This is a genomic window from Pseudolactococcus reticulitermitis (genome assembly GCF_002260845.1).
Classification (GTDB): Bacteria; Bacillota; Bacilli; order Lactobacillales; family Streptococcaceae; genus Pseudolactococcus; species Pseudolactococcus reticulitermitis.
Genome location: NZ_BEDT01000001.1, coordinates 242,856 through 260,387, shown reverse-complemented (window position 1 = coordinate 260,387; position 17,532 = coordinate 242,856). Strand labels below are relative to the sequence as shown.

Here is a 17,532-nt window from a genome sequence, read left to right as displayed (position 1 = left end):
CTAGAGGTGTTAACAATCAAATCAATGTTTGAATATAGGAGTGGAAAAATGAGTGAAGCGATTTGTGATATCCGATGTTTTGATTCGGAGAAAGTAGAGACTGTGCAGGCAGAATTAGCAGCCCACAATACTTTTGCCATCAGCCAGTTATTTAAAGTCTTGTCAGATGAGCGCCGCTTTAAGATTTTATATGCTTTGACCAAACAAGAACAGCTCTGTGTTTGTGATCTTGCCCTAATTATCGGCGCCAGCGTTGCGACGACTTCGCATCATTTGCGTGCTTTAAGCAAATTATCGATTTTGACCCATGAAAAAGTGGGGAAAATGGTTTATTATCAGCTTGATAATCCTGTCATTGAGCAACTTGTTTTAGACGCGGTGGCACCAGAAAAAGAGGTGGTGACTTATGGTTAATCAAGAAACAAATAGCTATCGGCTGACTGGACTGTCCTGCACAAGTTGTTCAGCAAAGTTTGAGAAAAACGTTCAAGCACTCAAGGGTGTTCGTGAGGCCAAAGTGAATTATGGGGCTGCTAAACTAACGGTTACCGGTCAGGCAAGTATTGCTGAACTTGAACAAGCAGGTGCTTTTGATCATATCAAAGTTGCACCAGAAGAGGAAATGAGTGCCAATGAAAGCCAAGATTCGGTTTCTTTTTGGCGTGAAAATCGGAATCAATTAATTGCGGCAGTTTTGATTGCTTTGGCTTTTATTAGTCAGTTGACCTTGGGAGGAACAGGTTTTCTGACACCTCTTCTGTTGATTGTCGCCATCTTAATCGGTGGCTATGAACTGTTTATAGAAGGCTTCAAAGACCTCATTAAACTCGATTTTTCCATGGCAACCTTGATGACGATTGCCATTATCGGTGCGACCTTGATTGGCGATTTTGCCGAAGGTGCGATCGTCGTCATCCTTTTTGCCATTAGTGAAATGCTGGAAAGCTATGCGAGCGACCGTGCGCGTCAGTCCATTTCAAGTTTGATCAAGGTAGCGCCAAAAGTGGCAACGATTCGGCGTCATGAACTTGAACAAACCATCGCCGTCCAAGATATTCAAATTGGTGATGTCATGCTGATTAAACCCGGTCAAAAAATTGCCATGGATGGCGTCGTCATCAAAGGCAATTCAACAGTCAATCAAGCCGCCATTACAGGGGAAGCCTTGCCTGTTGATAAAAAAATCTCAGATGATGTTTTTGCGGGAACGCTAAACGAGGCTGGCTACCTTGAAGTTCAAGTGACGAAGCGTGCAACAGATACAACCCTTGCGAAAATTATCCAGCTCGTCGAAGCGGCACAAGGCGAACGAGCCCCAGCTCAGGCTTTTGTGGACAAATTTGCGAAAATTTATACCCCATTTATCATTTTACTCGCGACCTTAATCGTCGTGGTGCCACCCCTATTTTTCGGTGGCGACTGGCAAAGATGGCTCTACCAAGGCTTGTCCGTATTAGTCGTCGGCTGCCCTTGCTCCCTAGTGATTTCGACCCCAGTTTCTATTGTATCCGCTATCGGCAACGCTGCGCGTCATGGTGTCTTGGTTAAAGGAGGGATTTATTTAGAAGAAATCGGAAAACTTCAAGCCATTGCCTTTGATAAAACGGGTACTTTAACAGAAGGTCAGCCGACAGTAACTGACTTTGTCGTGGTAGATAATCAACTCGATGAAGCTGATGTCCTTCAAAAAATATCAGCCTTGGAAAGCTATGCCCAACATCCCCTTGCCTCAGCAATCCTAGCAAAAAGCCACAAACGAGGAATTGATGCAACAAAGATTACCATTGAGAATTTTAAATCACTCACTGGACGTGGTGTGCAAGGTGATATGTCAGGTGTGACCTATTTTATCGGTAGCTCGAAATTATTTTCGCTAAGTTCAGAGACAGCTGATACCTATCAAAAATTTCACCAAGAAAGTAAAACAGTCATTTGTTTTGGGACAAGTGAGCAAGTTCTAGCCATGATTGCCATGCGGGACACGGTTCGTCCAACCAGTCGTCAAGCTATAGAGGCGCTACAGTCGCTAGGCATCAAGACAACGGTCATGCTGACAGGAGATAATCAAGCTACGGCAGAACAGATTGGTCGAGAAGTCGGGGTTTCATCGGTCAAGGCGGAGCTCATGCCAGCAGATAAATTACAAGAGATTCAGACCCTCCAAAGAAGATTTGAACATGTTGCCATGGTCGGCGACGGTGTAAATGATGCACCAGCTTTAGCACTGGCAAATGTTGGTATCGCGATGGGTGTGGCAGGGACGGATACTGCTTTGGAGACAGCGGATGTCACGTTAATGGGTGATGATTTGGCTAAACTCCCTTTTATTGTCAGACTGAGCCGCAGGACGCTACGCACGATTAAACAAAATATTACTTTCTCATTGATTTTGAAAGTCATTGCTTTGCTATTGGTTATTCCAGGCTGGTTGACGCTTTGGCTGGCGATTTTAGCCGATATGGGCGCAACGATAATCGTGACCTTGAATGGCATTCGCTTGCTGCGGGTGAAGTAATTTTTCAAAATACTTTGAAAAATAAGTTTTTTCCGCTTGACAACTTGTCAGAATAATCGTAAAATTAAAACAATAGCAGAAGAAGTAGCGGGATATTAGGACTTTCAGGGACTTGTCGGTGATTGCGAGACAAGAGTTCGATCACGTGAATGGGCTGCGATGTGTGAGCTAACTTAGACTTAGTTCAATCTTGATTCGAAACGATAAGAATCACGTGGGTGCCCGATATCGCACAATCCCTTGCTTGAGGGAGACGAGATATAGAGAAAGACTATTTCAGATAGGTTTTTTCGCTACAAATTGAGGTGGCACCGCGTGTGATAACGTCCTCGACGAAATGTTCAATTTCGTCGAGGACTTTTTCTATAGAAAGCGTAAGTTTATGACTTTAAAAAAAACGATTAATGCAGATATTATCACACCGATTTTGGCGTATTTACGCTTGGAGTTGCAACACAAGCTGATTTTGGAATCTATTCCGCGGGAGAAGGAAAATTCGCGGTATTCTATGATTGCCTACAATCCTGTGCATGAAATTAAGTTTGAAAATGGGGTGCTGACGGATAATGGGCAGGTCAAAACGGGTGATCCACTCGATTATCTGGGGAAGCTGACGGTTAAAAATACAGAGGCGTCAAGCCTACCGTTTACGGGTGGCGCTATCGGTTTTGTGAGTTATGACACCATTTCCCTCTATGAAAATATCGGGCAAATTCCTGAGGACGTGATTGGGACGCCAGACTTGCATTTTTTTCTGTATGAGTCTTATTTGATTTTTGACCATAAAAAGGAGCAGATTACCATTGTTGAGGCAGATATTTATAGCGAACGCTCGGCGCTTGATCAGCAATTAGCCATGGATTTGGTGCTGTCAAACTTGACGCGGCCGCATAAACATGAGTTTGAAACGGTCAAACTCAATCCTTTATCGTTCAAAAGTAATACGGCAAAGGCTGATTTTATGGGGATGGTTGAGCAGGCGCAGACCTACATCAAAAATGGCGATATGTTCCAAATCGTTCTCAGCCAGCGCTTGACGAGCCAGATTACGGGTAATCCCTTTGACTATTATCGGAATCTGCGCCTGACTAATCCGTCAAATTACCTGTATTTTCTAGATTTTGGCGATTATCAAATCATGGGGGCGAGTCCTGAGAGCCTTGTATCCGTTAAAAATGGCGTCGTCACGACCAATCCGATTGCGGGCACACGCCCGCGTGGTACTGATGAGGCAGAAGATGATGCCTTATCAAAAGATTTATTAGGTGATGAAAAAGAAGTCGCAGAGCACCGCATGCTGGTCGACCTCGGTCGCAACGATATTGGCAAAATTTCCAAGGTTGGTACGGTCAAAGTGACCAAATACATGGAAGTTGAGTATTTCCGCTACGTCATGCATCTGACGAGCGTCGTTAAGGGCGAGCTCTTGGACACCGTGTCTAGTCTAGACGCCCTCAAATCAACCTTGCCAGCAGGCACCGTATCAGGCGCACCGAAAATCCGTGCCATGCAACGCATTTACGAGTTAGAAAAAACAAAACGCGGCATCTATGCAGGCGCCATCGGCTACTTATCAAGTAACTCGGACATGGATTTCGCCATCGCCCTGAGAACCATGGTGCTCAAAGACGGCAAGGCACACGCACAAGCAGGCGCAGGCATCGTCTTTGACAGCATCCCAGAAAACGAGTATCAGGAAACCCTGAACAAGGTCAAAGCCATGACCAAGATTGGAGAAAGTAATGATTTTATTAGTTGATAACTACGACAGTTTTACCTATAATTTAGCCCAATACATCGGAGAATTCGCCGAAGTCAAGGTTTTGCGAAATGACGACCGAGACCTTTACGACGTCGCCGAGTCGGCAGATAAAATCGTCTTTTCCCCTGGTCCCGGTTGGCCTGCTGACGCTGGCAGAATGGAAGAGATGATTCGTGACTTTGCTGGTAAGAAACCAATTCTAGGCATCTGTCTCGGACACCAAGCCATAGCCGAAGTTTTCGGCGGCAAACTAGATTTAGCCCAACGCATCATGCACGGCAAAACTTCACTGGCTGAAAGGGTACAAGACACGCCATTATTGGCGGGCATTCCGAAAACGCATGAAATCATGCGCTATCATTCGATTGTGATTTCTGATATGCCTGCAGATTTTGATGTCTTGTCAAAAACAACTGACGACCATGAAATTATGGCAATTCAGCACAAAACCCTACCGATTTTTGGGATGCAGTATCACCCAGAGAGTATTGGTACGCCTGAGGGGCTTAAGATGATTGAGAATTTTGTAGTAGGAGAAACGAAATGACAGGAATTATATTTAATAATCCTGGTGAGCTTTCGCCTAAACAAAAAGGTAAAGATAAATTATTGAAAGACTTTAAAAAAGATCAAATCAATAAAAAATTGGATTATCTAATCAATAGAAAAGGTGTTTATCTTATCGATGTAGATGGTAAAAAATATGTCGGTTCTGTTTACGGAATGAAAGGTATATACGGTAGATGGAATCAGTATATTAATTACTTTAACCCAGATAGTGAATCCAAAAGAGATAGTAATAATTCTCAAAGGAGAATAGGCGAAAAATTACGAGATTTTCACCAAGGAAAAAATTTTCAAAAAATTTCCTTTGAAGTGCTTGAATATTTTGAAGAAAGTACATCTGATGAGGAAATTATAGATTTCGAAACTAAAAGTAAAAAAGATTATAAATCTTATCATATTCAAACCGGTAATAAAGATGCATCGGCTAATGGTTTGAATATGAACTAATTTTGAAGTGCATAGAAAGTATATAAATTATGAAAGAAAACCTAGTCAAGCTCATGGACTGTCTCATGTTATGAAATCACTCAAATAAGAATTAACAAGTCCACTAAACATTTTAAAGGAGTAACATGCCATACTACCAAAATAGTTTATACTACAAAGAAATTGGAAAAGGTATTCCTATCATCTTCCTCCATGGTTTTGGTGTTGACCATCGCATTTGGTCAGAAAATATTGAAACTATTGGGGACGCTTTAACGGGCTTTCGTCGCATTTATGTTGATTTAGAGGGTATGGGAAAGTCAAATGTAGGCATGATTTCACGAAATGCTGATGAGATGGTTCATCGTTTGACACGATTTATCAAAGCTACGGTAGCAGATGAACCCTTCATCTTGTGTGGCAATTCCTATGGCGGTTATTTATCATTGGGATTACTAGAACATTTTGAGCATCAGATTATAAAACTGTTTTTACTTTGTCCAGTTGTGACAGCTCAATCAAGTAATCGAATTTTACCTGAAAAAGTGGTTCAGATTGATGAAAAGATAAATGCTGAAAATCCTGAAAGTGAAGCTGAATTCAGAGCATTTGCAACAGTTATAACAGATAAGACTTATGCTTTGTTTCAAAACTCAGTCTTTACAGCCGTCACTCAGGAACAAGAGAAATATTTGGAGAATTTTCAAAAAACAGGCTATACTTTGGCAAATGAACAGGAATTATTGGCAAAAACATTCAATGTGCAAACTGTATTTTGTTTAGGAAAGCAAGATAATGTTGTCGGTTACAAGCAACAGCAACTTTTTGCGAAACAGTTCACGCCTGTTGAGGTAATCATTTCTGATATTGCAGGACATAACTTAATGATAGATGAACATGAACAATTTCAAACGATTTTCAAAGACTTTTTAGCAAATTAGTCAACGACTTAAAATGAATAGAATGGAAAGATAAAATGAAAGAAAACCTAGTCAAACTCATGAATCGTGAGAATCTCTCACGGTATGAAATCAATCAAATGGCAAATGCTATGTTTAATGGTGAGCTGACAGATTCGCAGCTCTCAGCTATTCTTGTTGCGCTTGCCATGAAAGGCGAAACCGTTGATGAAATGGCGGGGATTGTTGATGTTGTCCGTGACAAAGCCTTGCATATTCCAACGACTGTGACGACTGCCATGGATAACTGTGGGACGGGTGGCGATTTGTCCTTTTCTTTTAATGTCTCAACGACGGCGGCTTTTGTTTTAGCTGCGGGTGGTGTGAAAATGGCTAAGCACGGCAATCGCTCGATTTCTTCCAAATCTGGTTCGGCTGATGTGCTGGAAGCGCTCGGTATCAATCTTTATCACACACCAGATGAGCTGGCTGACATTTTTGACAAGACGGGGCTTATCTTTCTCTTTGCGCAACATGTGCACCCCAATATGCGCTATGTCATGCCAGTTCGGCGTGAGCTGGAGGTGCGCACGGTGCTCAATCTCATCGGTCCTTTCACCAATCCAGTCAATCTCGATACCCAGTTACTCGGTACCTCTCGTCCCGACCTTCTAACAACGACGGCTGAAGTCCTGAAATCATTGGGACGGCGACGTGCCGTGGTCGTGAGTGGACCAAATAACATGGATGAGGCGAGTCTGGACGGCGTGAATCGCTATGCGCTGCTGGATGAGACGGGCGAGATTACGGTGCACGAGTTCGACCATGCGAGCCTTGGCATGCCGCGCGTGACCCTGCAGGAGATTCGCGGTGGCGAGGGCAAGGAAAATGCTGCCATTCTCAAATCCGTGCTCAATAACGAGCAAAGTCCGTTTTTGGAAGTGACGGTCTTGAACGCCGGCCTTGGTTTTTTTTCCAATGGTTGTGTGGATTCGATATCGGAAGGCGTTGCCAAAGCGCGTGACGTGATTGCGAGTGGTAGCGCACGAGCTAAGTTAGTCGACATGCAGGAGGTGAAATGATGGTTGGAAGTCTGGCTCAGGTTCGAGCTGAAATTGATAAAATCGATGAAACGCTGATTGCTTTGATTGCAAGGCGTGGTGAGTTTGTCAAGCAAGCTGCGACCTTTAAAAAGACAGCCGCGCAAGTAGCAGCACCAGAACGTATGCAGCAAGTGATTGACAAAGTGACCAAACTCGCAGCTGACAAGGGTGCTGATATAGAACTCGTCGAAAATCTCTATCGCCAAATGATAGCAGATTTTATTAGGATTGAACATTTGGCGCTTAAGGTTAATCTTAAAGATTAGTTTACCGTGCAGTAAAGGAAAGATAAGCAATGGAAAATTTTCTCGAAAAAATATTGGCAGAAAAGCAAGTCGAAGTGACACAAATGGTCATGGAAACACCAAGAAAAGTCAGACAAGTCAAGGGTTTTGTCCAACGTTTACGTGATAATCCTGAAAGGTTACAAGTGATTGGCGAAGTCAAACGTGCTTCACCGTCGCTTGGTGCCATTAATATGGGAGTCGATGTGCTTGCACAAGCGACAAGTTATGCAGCGGCAGGCGTTTCAGCGATTTCAGTTTTAACAGACCCTGTTTTTTTCAAAGGCTCGATTGACGATTTGCGTTTGGTCGCCCAAAATGTTGATGTGCCTGTTCTGAACAAGGATTTTATCATTGATAAAAAGCAGATTGCGCGTGCGGTCAATAGTGGGGCTACGATTATCTTGCTGATTGTTGCTTGCCTGACTGAAAAAGATTTGCAAGACTTGTATGAGTATGCCATTTCGCTCGGTTTAGAAGTCTTAGTAGAGGTGCACAATGCTGAAGAACTGGCGATTGCCCATCGGATCAATGCTGAGTTGATTGGCATTAATAATCGCAATCTCAAGACATTCGAAGTCAGTCTCCAGAACAGTCTGGACTTGGCCGCCTTACAAGAAAACGGTCGCTTTTATATCTCAGAGTCTGGGATTAAGTCACCTGTCGAGGCTGAAATCGTCGCCCGCGATTTCCGTGCAGTCCTCGTTGGCGAAGCCTTGATGAAAGACGGCAATCCGAAAGCAGCAGCGAAAGGGTTACAGGTCAAGCGCCATGTGGATTAAAATTTGTGGCTTGTCAACACAGGCAGCTGTCGATATGGCGGTGGCATCTGGGGCGACGCATATCGGCTTTGTGTTCGCCGAAAGCAAGCGTCAAGTCACGCCAGAATACGCCAAATATTTGGCGAAAAATGTGCCGAAAACCGTCAAAAAAGTTGGCTTATTTGTCGATGAAGACTTGGCAGTTGTTCAGGAAATTGTGGCAAAAGTCGGTCTCGACATGGTGCAACTCCATGGGCAAGAAAGCGCAGACTACGCGGCGCAAGTCAGTGTGCCAGTCATCAAGGCTTTTGGGATTAAAGACGGCAAAATTCCTGATGCTATCGCCGATTTTAAAGCACACACGATTCTACTAGATGCCCCACCAGCTCAATTTGCCGGTGGCAGTGGTCAAGCCTTTGATTGGGACAAGGTTGATTTGACTGCCTTGGACGGCTATCGATTTTTTGTAGCCGGAGGCTTGAATCCCGAGAACGTCGGTCAAGCCATTGCTATTTTTAAACCGACTGGGGTTGATGTGTCGAGTGGGGTTGAGAGTGAGGGAGTGAAGGATTTGGAGAAAATTAAAAAATTTATTCTAAAAGTTAGGAGACAATAGTTTGTGGAAAAATTAAATTTTGTTTCTCAAGTTGTTGAAAATTTAGGAACAATCGTGAAAGTTTTTTCAATTATTTCGACCGTAGCTTTATTTTGTTACAAGGTTTATTCCCATTTTTCAAAATACGATATTGAAAAAATATTAGAAGGTAACTATGAAAAATTTGTACGAATTATAATTAATTTTGTATTTATCTTTTTTATATTTTGTTTATATATAGTTGATGTTTATGCTATTACCAGACCTAATGACAAGGGATATCTTTATACAACTGAAGTTAATAAATCATCACTCGTAATTAATATAAATAAGAAGGATATTGATTTAAGCAAAGACATTTTATATTCTATTTCAGATAGGGAATTAAACAAGGAGGAATTCAAAAAGCTTCCGGAAAGAGAAAAAAAATCAGTAAAAGATTATAAAATAGAATTACCTTATCGATCAAAAAATAAAATTGTAAATTTATATGTGAATAATACTATAGTTGCGATTCAATATCCGACATTAAAAAAGTATTATGAATATGCAAAAAAAGAACAGAAGGTTGCTTTATACCTTTTTGTTTCAATAGTAACTTTAATATTTGTTGTAGTTTATTTTAGAGTGCGTTCTATAGCTGTTAAATACTATACGAGTTATATGGTTTTTAAATTTAATAAAAAAGAATATGTGTTACTAAAAAAAATTGACAATGATGAAATTTTATCAGTAGAGTATTCTCAAATAAAAAACAAAGAGAATAGTATACATATTGACAATATTTATAAATTTAATAATAGTGTATTGAATGATCAACCCCTGCATTTGGAAAAAATGGAAGATAGTAAAAATAGACGTAGCCAAGCTATGATTGCCAATTCATTAGTTTTAAAACGTATTTTTCTTAAGGGAAAAGGGGAGGAGATCATAATAAAAAATAGGAAAGAAATAATATTTGCTTTAATGGTAGTAGCAATAATTACTACAAAGCTAATTGATATTTTTCTATATGTAATATATTGCTTGTTTGAATATATTAAAGACATAAATTTTGATTTAAATAGAGTTAATAATATAAAATTAATATCTTTAAACTTGTGGTGGCAATCTTTACTGGCTATCACTATATGTGTATTATTTATTTATCTGGTATATCTTATTCCAATCCATCGGGGCATAAAGAACATGAATAAATCAATTTCAAAAGTTAAGGAGTAACCATGACCTACCAAAACCCAGACCAAGCCGGTTTTTTCGGCACCTACGGCGGCACCTTCGTACCAGAAACATTGATGTACGCGGTTAAAGAACTCAAAGCTGCCTATGAGGCTAGTAAAACGGATGAAGTCTTCCAAGCCGAATTAGCAGACCTCCTCAAAAACTATGTCGGTCGTGAAAATCCGCTCTATTTCGCAAAAAATTTGACTGAAAAATGCGGTGGCGCTAAAATTTACCTCAAACGAGAAGATCTCAATCACACCGGCGCTCACAAAATTAATAACGCCCTAGCCCAAGTCATGCTTGCCAAAAAAATGGGTAAGAATAAAATCATCGCTGAAACAGGTGCCGGTCAACATGGTGTCGCAACGGCAACCGCTGCCGCGCTTTTTGGTATGGACTGTAAAATCTACATGGGCGCTATCGACGTGCAACGCCAAGAATTAAACGTTTTCCGTATGCAGCTTTTAGGTGCAGAAGTTGTGTCGGTCACAGATGGTTCAAGTGTCCTCAAAGATGCGGTCAATGCTGCCCTCCGTGCTTGGGTTGAAAGTGTTGAAGACACCCACTACATCCTAGGTACAGCTGCCGGCCCTGCTCCATTCCCAGAAATGGTGCGAGATTTTCAAGCTATCATTGGACGAGAAGCGCGGGCGCAAATTCTCGAAAAAGAAGGCAAACTCCCCGCCGCTGTTGTCGCCTGTGTCGGTGGTGGTTCAAACGCTGCGGGACTTTTCTATCCCTTTGTCAACGATGAAACGGTTGCCATGATTGGCGTTGAGGCTGCGGGTCGCGGTCTTGATAGCGGTAAAACAGCTGCCTCTATCAATCGTGGTACGGACGGCGTTCTTCATGGTAATATCATGCGTCTGCTCCAAGATGAAAATGGTCAAGTCCAAGAGGCTTACAGCATTTCAGCTGGATTGGACTATCCGGGTCTCGGTCCTGAGCACTGCCACTGGAATGAAACGGGTCGAGCAGAGTACATCTCAGCCACTGACGATGAGGCCTTAGCAGGGTTCAAAATGCTATGCGTCACGGAAGGCATCATCCCCGCACTAGAAAGCTCACACGCCATTTCCAAACTGCCGACATTAGCAAAACGCTACGGCAAAGACGAGAGCATCATCGTTTGCCTCAGCGGTCGCGGCGACAAGGATGTGGCGCAAATTAAAGCGCGTGCTGAAAAAGGAGAATTTTAAGATGAAAACCTTACGACAACACTTGGAAATGCTTAAAGCAGCCAACAAAACCCTCGTCGTACCTTACATCATGGCAGGCGACCACGCAAATGGCATCGCGGGCTTACCCGAAACCCTTGACTTTTTGGTGACAAATGGTGCCAGCGCTATTGAAATCGGGCTTCCCTTTTCAGATCCAGTGGCTGACGGTCCTGTGATTGAATTAGCGGGGATTCGCGCTTTGAAAAACGGGACGACTTTGACAAAGGTCATCGAAACCTTGAAAACGATCAAGACAAATGTGCCTTTGGTCATCATGTCCTATTTTAATCCCATCTATAAATACGGCATTGAAAAATTTGTCAACGACCTCAAAAACACACCGGTCAAAGGCTTGATTTTGCCAGATGTCCCACGCGAACATGAAAATATGATTGCGCCGTTTTTGGTAGATACTGATATTGCTTTGGTACCACTTGTGACGCTGACCAGTACTCCAGAACGCCAAGCTGAATTAGTCAAAGATGCCCAAGGCTTCATCTATGCCGTAACGGTCAATGGTGTGACAGGAGCAGGCCACGATTACCGAGCGGATTTAAATCAACACTTGGCGAAATTGGCTGAGCTTTCTGATGCGCCTGTCCTAGCTGGCTTTGGCGTGTCATCCATCGCTCACGTTGAAAATTTCCGCCAAGCGGTTGACGGTGTCATCGTCGGCTCCTACATTGTTAAGGGATTACACGAAGGCAAAACAGCTGAAATGGCTGAATTTTTACAAAAAGCGAGTCAAATCTAAAATAAAAAGCGATTTCTCGTCAAAAATCGCTTTCTTTTTAGGAAAAATTATGGTAAGATAAATATTAGGACTGTATCTGTCGTAAAAGATGTGTACTAGTCAAATTGTTGGAGGAAACTTTTTAAAAAATGAACGAATTTGAAGAATTATTGAACAGCGTCGGTGACGTTAAAGTCGGTGACGTCGTAAGCGGTGAAATCCTCACTGTCGAAGGCGATCAAGCTACAGTAGCGATCGTTGGTACAGGTGTTGAAGGTGTTTTGACGCTTCGTGAACTCACTAACGAACGTGACGCTGATATAAATGACTTCGTCAAAGCTGGTGAAGTTAAGGAACTTTTGGTTGTCAAGCAAATCGTTGGTAAAGAATCAGAAGGCGCTAACGTTTACTTGCTTTCTGAAAAACGTCTTGCTGCACGTAAAGCTTTTGCTGACCTTGAAGGCAAAGAAGGCGAAGTTGTCACTGTTAAAGTTGTAAAAGACGTCAAAGGTGGCTTGTCCGTAGACTTCAACGGTGTTCGTGGTTTCATCCCAGCATCTATGATTGACACTTACTTTGTACGCGATACTAAGAAATTTGTCGGTGAAGAATTCGACGCTAAAATTATCGAAGTCAACGCTGCTGAAAAACGTTTCATCTTGAGCCGTCGTGCGGTTATTGAAGAAGAATCTAAATCACAACGTGCTGAAGCCTTTGCTAACTTGCACGAAGGGGATATCGTTGAAGGTACTGTTGCACGGACAACTGACTTTGGTGCTTTCATCAATCTTGGTGGTGTTGACGGACTTGTTCACGTGACTGAATTGGCTCATGGACGCGTTAAAAAACCTAGCGATGTAGTTAAAGTTGGCGAAACTGTTCAAGTTAAAGTCTTGAAAGTTGATGAAGAAGCTGGTCGTGTCTCACTTTCTCTTAAAGCAACACAGCCTGGACCATGGGATGACATCGATGAAAAAGCACCAGTTGGTTCTGTTCTCGATGGTACGGTTAAACGTATCACTGACTTCGGTGCTTTCGTTGAAATCTTCCCAGGTGTTGAAGGTTTGGTTCACATTTCTCAAATCTCTTGGGAACGTGTTGAAAACGCGAAAGATGTCTTGTCAGTAGGTCAAGCCGTTCAAGTTAAAGTACTTGACGTGAAACCAGCTGAAGAACGTATCTCATTGTCGATCAAAGCATTGACTGAAGCGCCTGCACGTAAAGAACGTTCAAACGATTCAGGTAACGCTGCACAAGGTGGACAACGTCGTGATGCTAAACCACGTGCACCACGTCGCAATACGAAACCAGAATACACATTACCAGAAACACAAGAAGGCTTCTCACTTGCTGACTTCTTAGGTGATGATTTCGATATCAACAACTTTTAAGAAAGTTCACGAAAACGTCCGAAAGGGCGTTTTTTTGATATAATAGAGATACTATGAATGAGACAATCAAGGCAAAATTAGCGATACTGCCAGATAATCCTGGCTGTTATTTGCATAAAGATAAAAATGGGACGATTATCTATGTCGGCAAGGCGAAGAATCTGAAAAATCGCGTGCGGTCTTATTTTCGTGGGTCTCATGATACCAAGACAGAACTTTTGGTGTCAGAAATCGTTGATTTTGAATTTATTGTCACGGAGTCTAATATCGAGGCTTTACTCTTGGAAATTAATCTCATTCAAGAGAATATGCCCAAGTATAATATCATGCTCAAGGATGATAAATCTTACCCATTTATCAAAATTACCCGTGAGAAATACCCACGCTTGCTAATCACGCGGCAGGTCAAAAAAGACGGTTCCCAATATTTTGGTCCCTATCCAGATGTTGGGGCAGCAAATGAAATTAAACATTTGCTTGATCGTATTTTTCCCTTAAGAAAATGTCATATTTTGCCCAATCAAGTCTGTCTTTATTATCATATGCACCAGTGTTTGGCACCCTGTGTTTTTGATATTAAACCGTCAGAATACACCAGTATGCTAGAGGAAATTACTAAATTTCTCAATGGTGGCGAGGATAAAATCGTCAAGGCACTGGATGCTAAAATGCATGGGGCAGCAGAGAGGTTTGAGTTTGAAAAAGCGGCAGAGTATCGTGATTTGGTCAAGGCAATTGGCACTTTGCGCACCAAGCAACGGGTCATGAATCAGGATTTGCAAGACCGAGATGTATTTGGTTATGCCGTAGATAAAGGCTGGATGTGTGTGCAGGTTTTCTTTGTCCGACAGGGCAAACTCATTCAGCGGGATGTCAATCTTTTTCCCTACTATAACGATGCGGATGAAGATTTTTTGACCTATGTGGGTCAATTTTACAAGGGAACGGATCACTTTATTCCCAAGGAGATTTTTATTCCGTCGGATATTGATTTGGCATCCGTTCAAGCTTTGACGCAGACGAAAGTCATTCAGCCGTCTCGAGGTGAGAAGAAACAATTAGTCAATCTGGCGACGAAGAATGCTCGCGTCAGTCTTCAGCAGAAATTTGAACTGGCTGAAAAAAACATTGAGAAAACCCACGGTGCGATTGAAAATCTAGGCACGCTCATGAATATTCCGACACCGCGTCGGATTGAGAGTTTTGATAACTCCAATATCATGGGAACAAGTCCTGTCAGCGCTATGGTTGTCTTTGTGGACGGTAAGCCCTCTAAGAAAGATTATCGCAAGTTTAAGATTAAAACCGTTGTCGGGCCAGATGATTATGCCAGCATGCGCGAGGTTATTTTACGGCGTTACAGTCGTGCCATCAAAGAAGACGGTATCTTGCCCGACTTGATTATCATGGACGGTGGTGTTGGTCAGATTAATGCAGCCAAGGAAATTCTAGATAATCTGGGACTCGATATTCCAATAGCCGGTTTGGCGAAAAATGATAAGCACCAAACGCAGGAGTTGCTATTTGGCGAACCGTTAGAAGTCGTGCCACTGAGTCGTCAAAGTCAGGAATTTTTCTTATTACAGCGGATTCAAGATGAAGTTCACAGATTTGCCATCACCTTTCATCGACAAGTTCGCTCGAAAAATTCATTTTCTAGCAAATTGGACGGCATTGACGGGCTAGGACCTAAGCGCAAACAGAAATTAATGCGCACGTTTAAGTCCTTAACCAACATTCAGGCGGCAACGCCTTCAGAAATTCATGAGGCGGGCATTCCCTATGATGTCGCTGAGCGAATTAAGGAAACCTTGGCTAAACCTAATCAAGAAAAAATCGAGTAAAAATGTCTTTTCTCTTGCTTTTTTGATAAAATAGGACAGGACGGTAAAGCAAAATGAAAAGAGGTGACAGATGACAGAAAAAGCCCAACTATGGACGGCAGATGAGATGTATCGCTTTGCGCGAGACAATAAACTTGGCTTTAACCTTTGGGGCGCATGGTTGCAGAAATTGCATTTTAAGGTGGTTGCTGAGAGTTTGTTAGATGACGAGTACGCTGTTTCCAGTTTTATCGGTCGACATACAGATTACGATGATGATGAGGGCGAGGAAAATGAACATGCGCAAGCCGAACCGAAATTTTTCAATACCCAAGGCTACTATGCCTATATCATCACCAATGAAAATCGCTTAGTTTATGCCCGTTGGCGACCGTTTTTTCACAAGGTCTCTTCGATTCCGCTCAATGATATTAAAAATATCGAGCCGATTACCCATATCATTTGGGGGCATGTCCGCGTGGAATCTTTAGGCGATAATTTTTCAGTCTTTTGGACGAAAAGTGTCGTCAGAAGAATTGCCAAGCGCATCCAAGAGGGCGTGAGTGACATCAAAAATAATCAGATGTATGGGGGCTATCAGACAAGCGCCCCGATGTCACCCCAGCAGCAACAGCCCATGCCTGAAAAAACGGCAGAGCCAAAAGTTGTCTATGACACATCTACCATGTATGAAAAATTGTCATCTGCTAAACTTTCCATGGAGGAAGGTTTGATTACACCAGAAGAATATGACGAGTATAAAGAAAGGTTATTAGGAAGAAAATGACACAAATTGATTTTAAAGCAGAGGTTGCAGCCCGCAAAGACGACTTATTAGCAGATTTATTTTCACTTTTGAAAATTAATTCTGAACGTGACGATAGCCAAGTCACACCAGAAACGCCGTTCGGCCCTGGTCCAGTTGCAGCACTTCAACAATTTTTGAGTTTGGCTGAGCGTGACGGTTATGCGACAAAAAACGTGGACAACTATGCCGGTCACTTTACATATGGCGACGACTTGCCAGAGGATGCAGAAGTGCTTGGCATTTTCGCCCACATGGACGTTGTACCTGCTGGCACTGGTTGGGCTAGCAACCCTTATGAGCCTGAAATTCGCGACGGTAAGATTTATGCCCGTGGCGCATCAGATGATAAAGGCCCGACTATGGCGTGTTATTATGGTTTGAAAATACTAAAAGAGCTAAATGTGCCACTGACTAAAAAAATCCGCTTTATCGCAGGAACTGACGAAGAATCAGGCTGGGGCGACATGGACTACTACTTTGCGCATGTCGGCTTGCCTGAGCCTGATTTCGGTTTTTCACCAGATGCGGAATTCCCGATTATCAATGGTGAAAAAGGCAATATCACAGAATATCTCCATATTACAGGCGATAACTCAGGCGCTGTTCATCTGCATAGTTTTACAGGTGGTTTGCGTGAAAACATGGTACCAGAATCAGCAACAGCGGTGATTTCAGGCGACCTAGCAGACCTTAACACCAAACTTGAAGCATTTGTCAGTGCACATGCAGATAAAAATCTTAGATTTGAAACGGAAACAGCAGCAAATGGTCAAGTAACGGTTGTGCTTCACGGTCGTTCAGCTCACGGTGCCATGCCAGAAAAAGGGGTCAATGGTGCCACTTACCTTGCCAAGTTCTTAAATGAAATCGGCGTTGTCTCACCATTCACTCAAATCGCTGGGACGATTTTAATTGAAGACCATGCGGGTGATAAAACAGGCGTTGCTTTCGAAGACCCTAAAATGGGTGCTTTGTCAATGAACGCTGGTGTCTTTAACTTTGATGACGCCTCATCAGACAATACCATTGCCCTGAATTTCCGTTACCCACAAGGGACAGATTCTGAAGCGATTTCTAAAGTCTTAGTGGCGCTTGAGGGTGTTGACACTGTAAGCAAATCTACCCATGAGCACACACCGCACTATGTGCCAATGGCAGATGAATTGGTCAGCACCTTGCTTGACGTTTATGAAAAACAAACAGGGCTTAAAGGTCACGAACAAATCATCGGTGGGGGAACTTTTGGTCGTTTGCTTAAACGCGGCGTCGCCTTCGGTGCCATGTTCCCTGGTGACATTGACACCATGCACCAAGCCAATGAATTTATCCCAGTTGATGTTTTGTTGCGCGCAGCAGCCATCTATGCGGAAGCGATTTACGAATTAGCGAAATAAACCAAATGAAGCCAAACAAATAAATCC

Annotated in this window: 17 protein-coding genes; all 17 read left to right on the top strand. The window is 42.7% G+C overall.

What is annotated here, in order from left to right:
- Positions 1-48 precede the first annotated feature (48 nt).
- The 17 genes from RsY01_RS01180 to pepV all read left to right on the top strand — a co-directional run bounded on the left by RsY01_RS01180 (position 49) and on the right by pepV (position 17,505).
- Positions 49-414, top strand: a complete 366-nt coding sequence (locus RsY01_RS01180) for an ArsR/SmtB family transcription factor (RefSeq protein ID WP_094783739.1) — start codon at positions 49-51, stop codon at positions 412-414.
- A complete protein-coding gene (locus RsY01_RS01175) occupies positions 407-2,515 on the top strand; it encodes a heavy metal translocating P-type ATPase (RefSeq protein WP_094783738.1) in 2,109 nt (702 codons plus the stop codon). Before RsY01_RS01180 ends, RsY01_RS01175 begins: the two co-directional genes overlap by 8 nt.
- A 382-nt stretch (positions 2,516-2,897) precedes the next feature.
- Entirely contained in the window at positions 2,898-4,274 is a 1,377-nt protein-coding gene (trpE, locus tag RsY01_RS01170; protein WP_094783737.1) for an anthranilate synthase component I, read from the top strand.
- The gene (locus RsY01_RS01165; RefSeq protein ID WP_094783736.1) at positions 4,258-4,824 is read left to right on the top strand and encodes an aminodeoxychorismate/anthranilate synthase component II; all 567 of its coding nucleotides are present in this window, start codon (positions 4,258-4,260) and stop codon (positions 4,822-4,824) included. The genes trpE and RsY01_RS01165 overlap by 17 nt, the downstream gene beginning before the upstream one ends.
- A complete protein-coding gene (locus RsY01_RS01160) occupies positions 4,821-5,291 on the top strand; it encodes a GIY-YIG nuclease family protein (RefSeq protein ID WP_094783735.1) in 471 nt (156 codons plus the stop codon). Before RsY01_RS01165 ends, RsY01_RS01160 begins: the two co-directional genes overlap by 4 nt.
- Before the next feature lie 125 nt (positions 5,292-5,416).
- Positions 5,417-6,211 carry an alpha/beta fold hydrolase gene (locus RsY01_RS01155; protein ID WP_094783734.1) on the top strand — a complete coding sequence of 265 codons (795 nt, stop codon included), beginning with the start codon at positions 5,417-5,419 and terminating at the stop codon, positions 6,209-6,211.
- A 35-nt stretch (positions 6,212-6,246) separates the two neighbouring features.
- The gene (gene trpD, locus RsY01_RS01150) at positions 6,247-7,251 is read left to right on the top strand and encodes an anthranilate phosphoribosyltransferase (protein WP_094783733.1); all 1,005 of its coding nucleotides are present in this window, start codon (positions 6,247-6,249) and stop codon (positions 7,249-7,251) included.
- Positions 7,248-7,538 (top strand): chorismate mutase, encoded by a 291-nt coding sequence (locus tag RsY01_RS01145; protein ID WP_094783732.1) that lies wholly within the window; start codon positions 7,248-7,250, stop codon positions 7,536-7,538. Before trpD ends, RsY01_RS01145 begins: the two co-directional genes overlap by 4 nt.
- A gap of 29 nt (positions 7,539-7,567) precedes the next feature.
- Positions 7,568-8,338: an indole-3-glycerol phosphate synthase TrpC gene (trpC, locus tag RsY01_RS01140; RefSeq protein WP_094783731.1), complete on the top strand. Its 771-nt coding sequence runs from the start codon at positions 7,568-7,570 to the stop codon at positions 8,336-8,338.
- Entirely contained in the window at positions 8,328-8,933 is a 606-nt protein-coding gene (locus RsY01_RS01135) for a phosphoribosylanthranilate isomerase (RefSeq protein ID WP_094783730.1), read from the top strand. Before trpC ends, RsY01_RS01135 begins: the two co-directional genes overlap by 11 nt.
- 3 nt (positions 8,934-8,936) lie before the next feature.
- A complete protein-coding gene (locus RsY01_RS01130) occupies positions 8,937-10,133 on the top strand; it encodes a hypothetical protein (RefSeq protein WP_094783729.1) in 1,197 nt (398 codons plus the stop codon).
- 2 nt (positions 10,134-10,135) lie between these two features.
- Positions 10,136-11,335, top strand: coding sequence for a tryptophan synthase subunit beta (gene trpB, locus RsY01_RS01125; protein ID WP_094783728.1), 1,200 nt, complete (start codon positions 10,136-10,138; stop codon positions 11,333-11,335).
- 1 nt (position 11,336) lies between these two features.
- A complete protein-coding gene (trpA, locus tag RsY01_RS01120; RefSeq protein ID WP_094783727.1) occupies positions 11,337-12,110 on the top strand; it encodes a tryptophan synthase subunit alpha in 774 nt (257 codons plus the stop codon).
- 128 nt (positions 12,111-12,238) lie between these two features.
- Entirely contained in the window at positions 12,239-13,480 is a 1,242-nt protein-coding gene (gene rpsA, locus RsY01_RS01115; RefSeq protein ID WP_094783726.1) for a 30S ribosomal protein S1, read from the top strand.
- A 53-nt stretch (positions 13,481-13,533) separates the two neighbouring features.
- Positions 13,534-15,324 (top strand): excinuclease ABC subunit UvrC, encoded by a 1,791-nt coding sequence (gene uvrC / locus RsY01_RS01110; RefSeq protein ID WP_094783725.1) that lies wholly within the window; start codon positions 13,534-13,536, stop codon positions 15,322-15,324.
- 70 nt (positions 15,325-15,394) lie between these two features.
- Complete coding sequence (locus tag RsY01_RS01105) at positions 15,395-16,090, top strand: hypothetical protein (RefSeq protein WP_094783724.1); 696 nt, start codon at positions 15,395-15,397, stop codon at positions 16,088-16,090.
- Positions 16,087-17,505, top strand: coding sequence for a dipeptidase PepV (gene pepV, locus RsY01_RS01100; protein ID WP_094783723.1), 1,419 nt, complete (start codon positions 16,087-16,089; stop codon positions 17,503-17,505). The genes RsY01_RS01105 and pepV overlap by 4 nt, the downstream gene beginning before the upstream one ends.
- Positions 17,506-17,532: the final 27 nt, after the last annotated feature.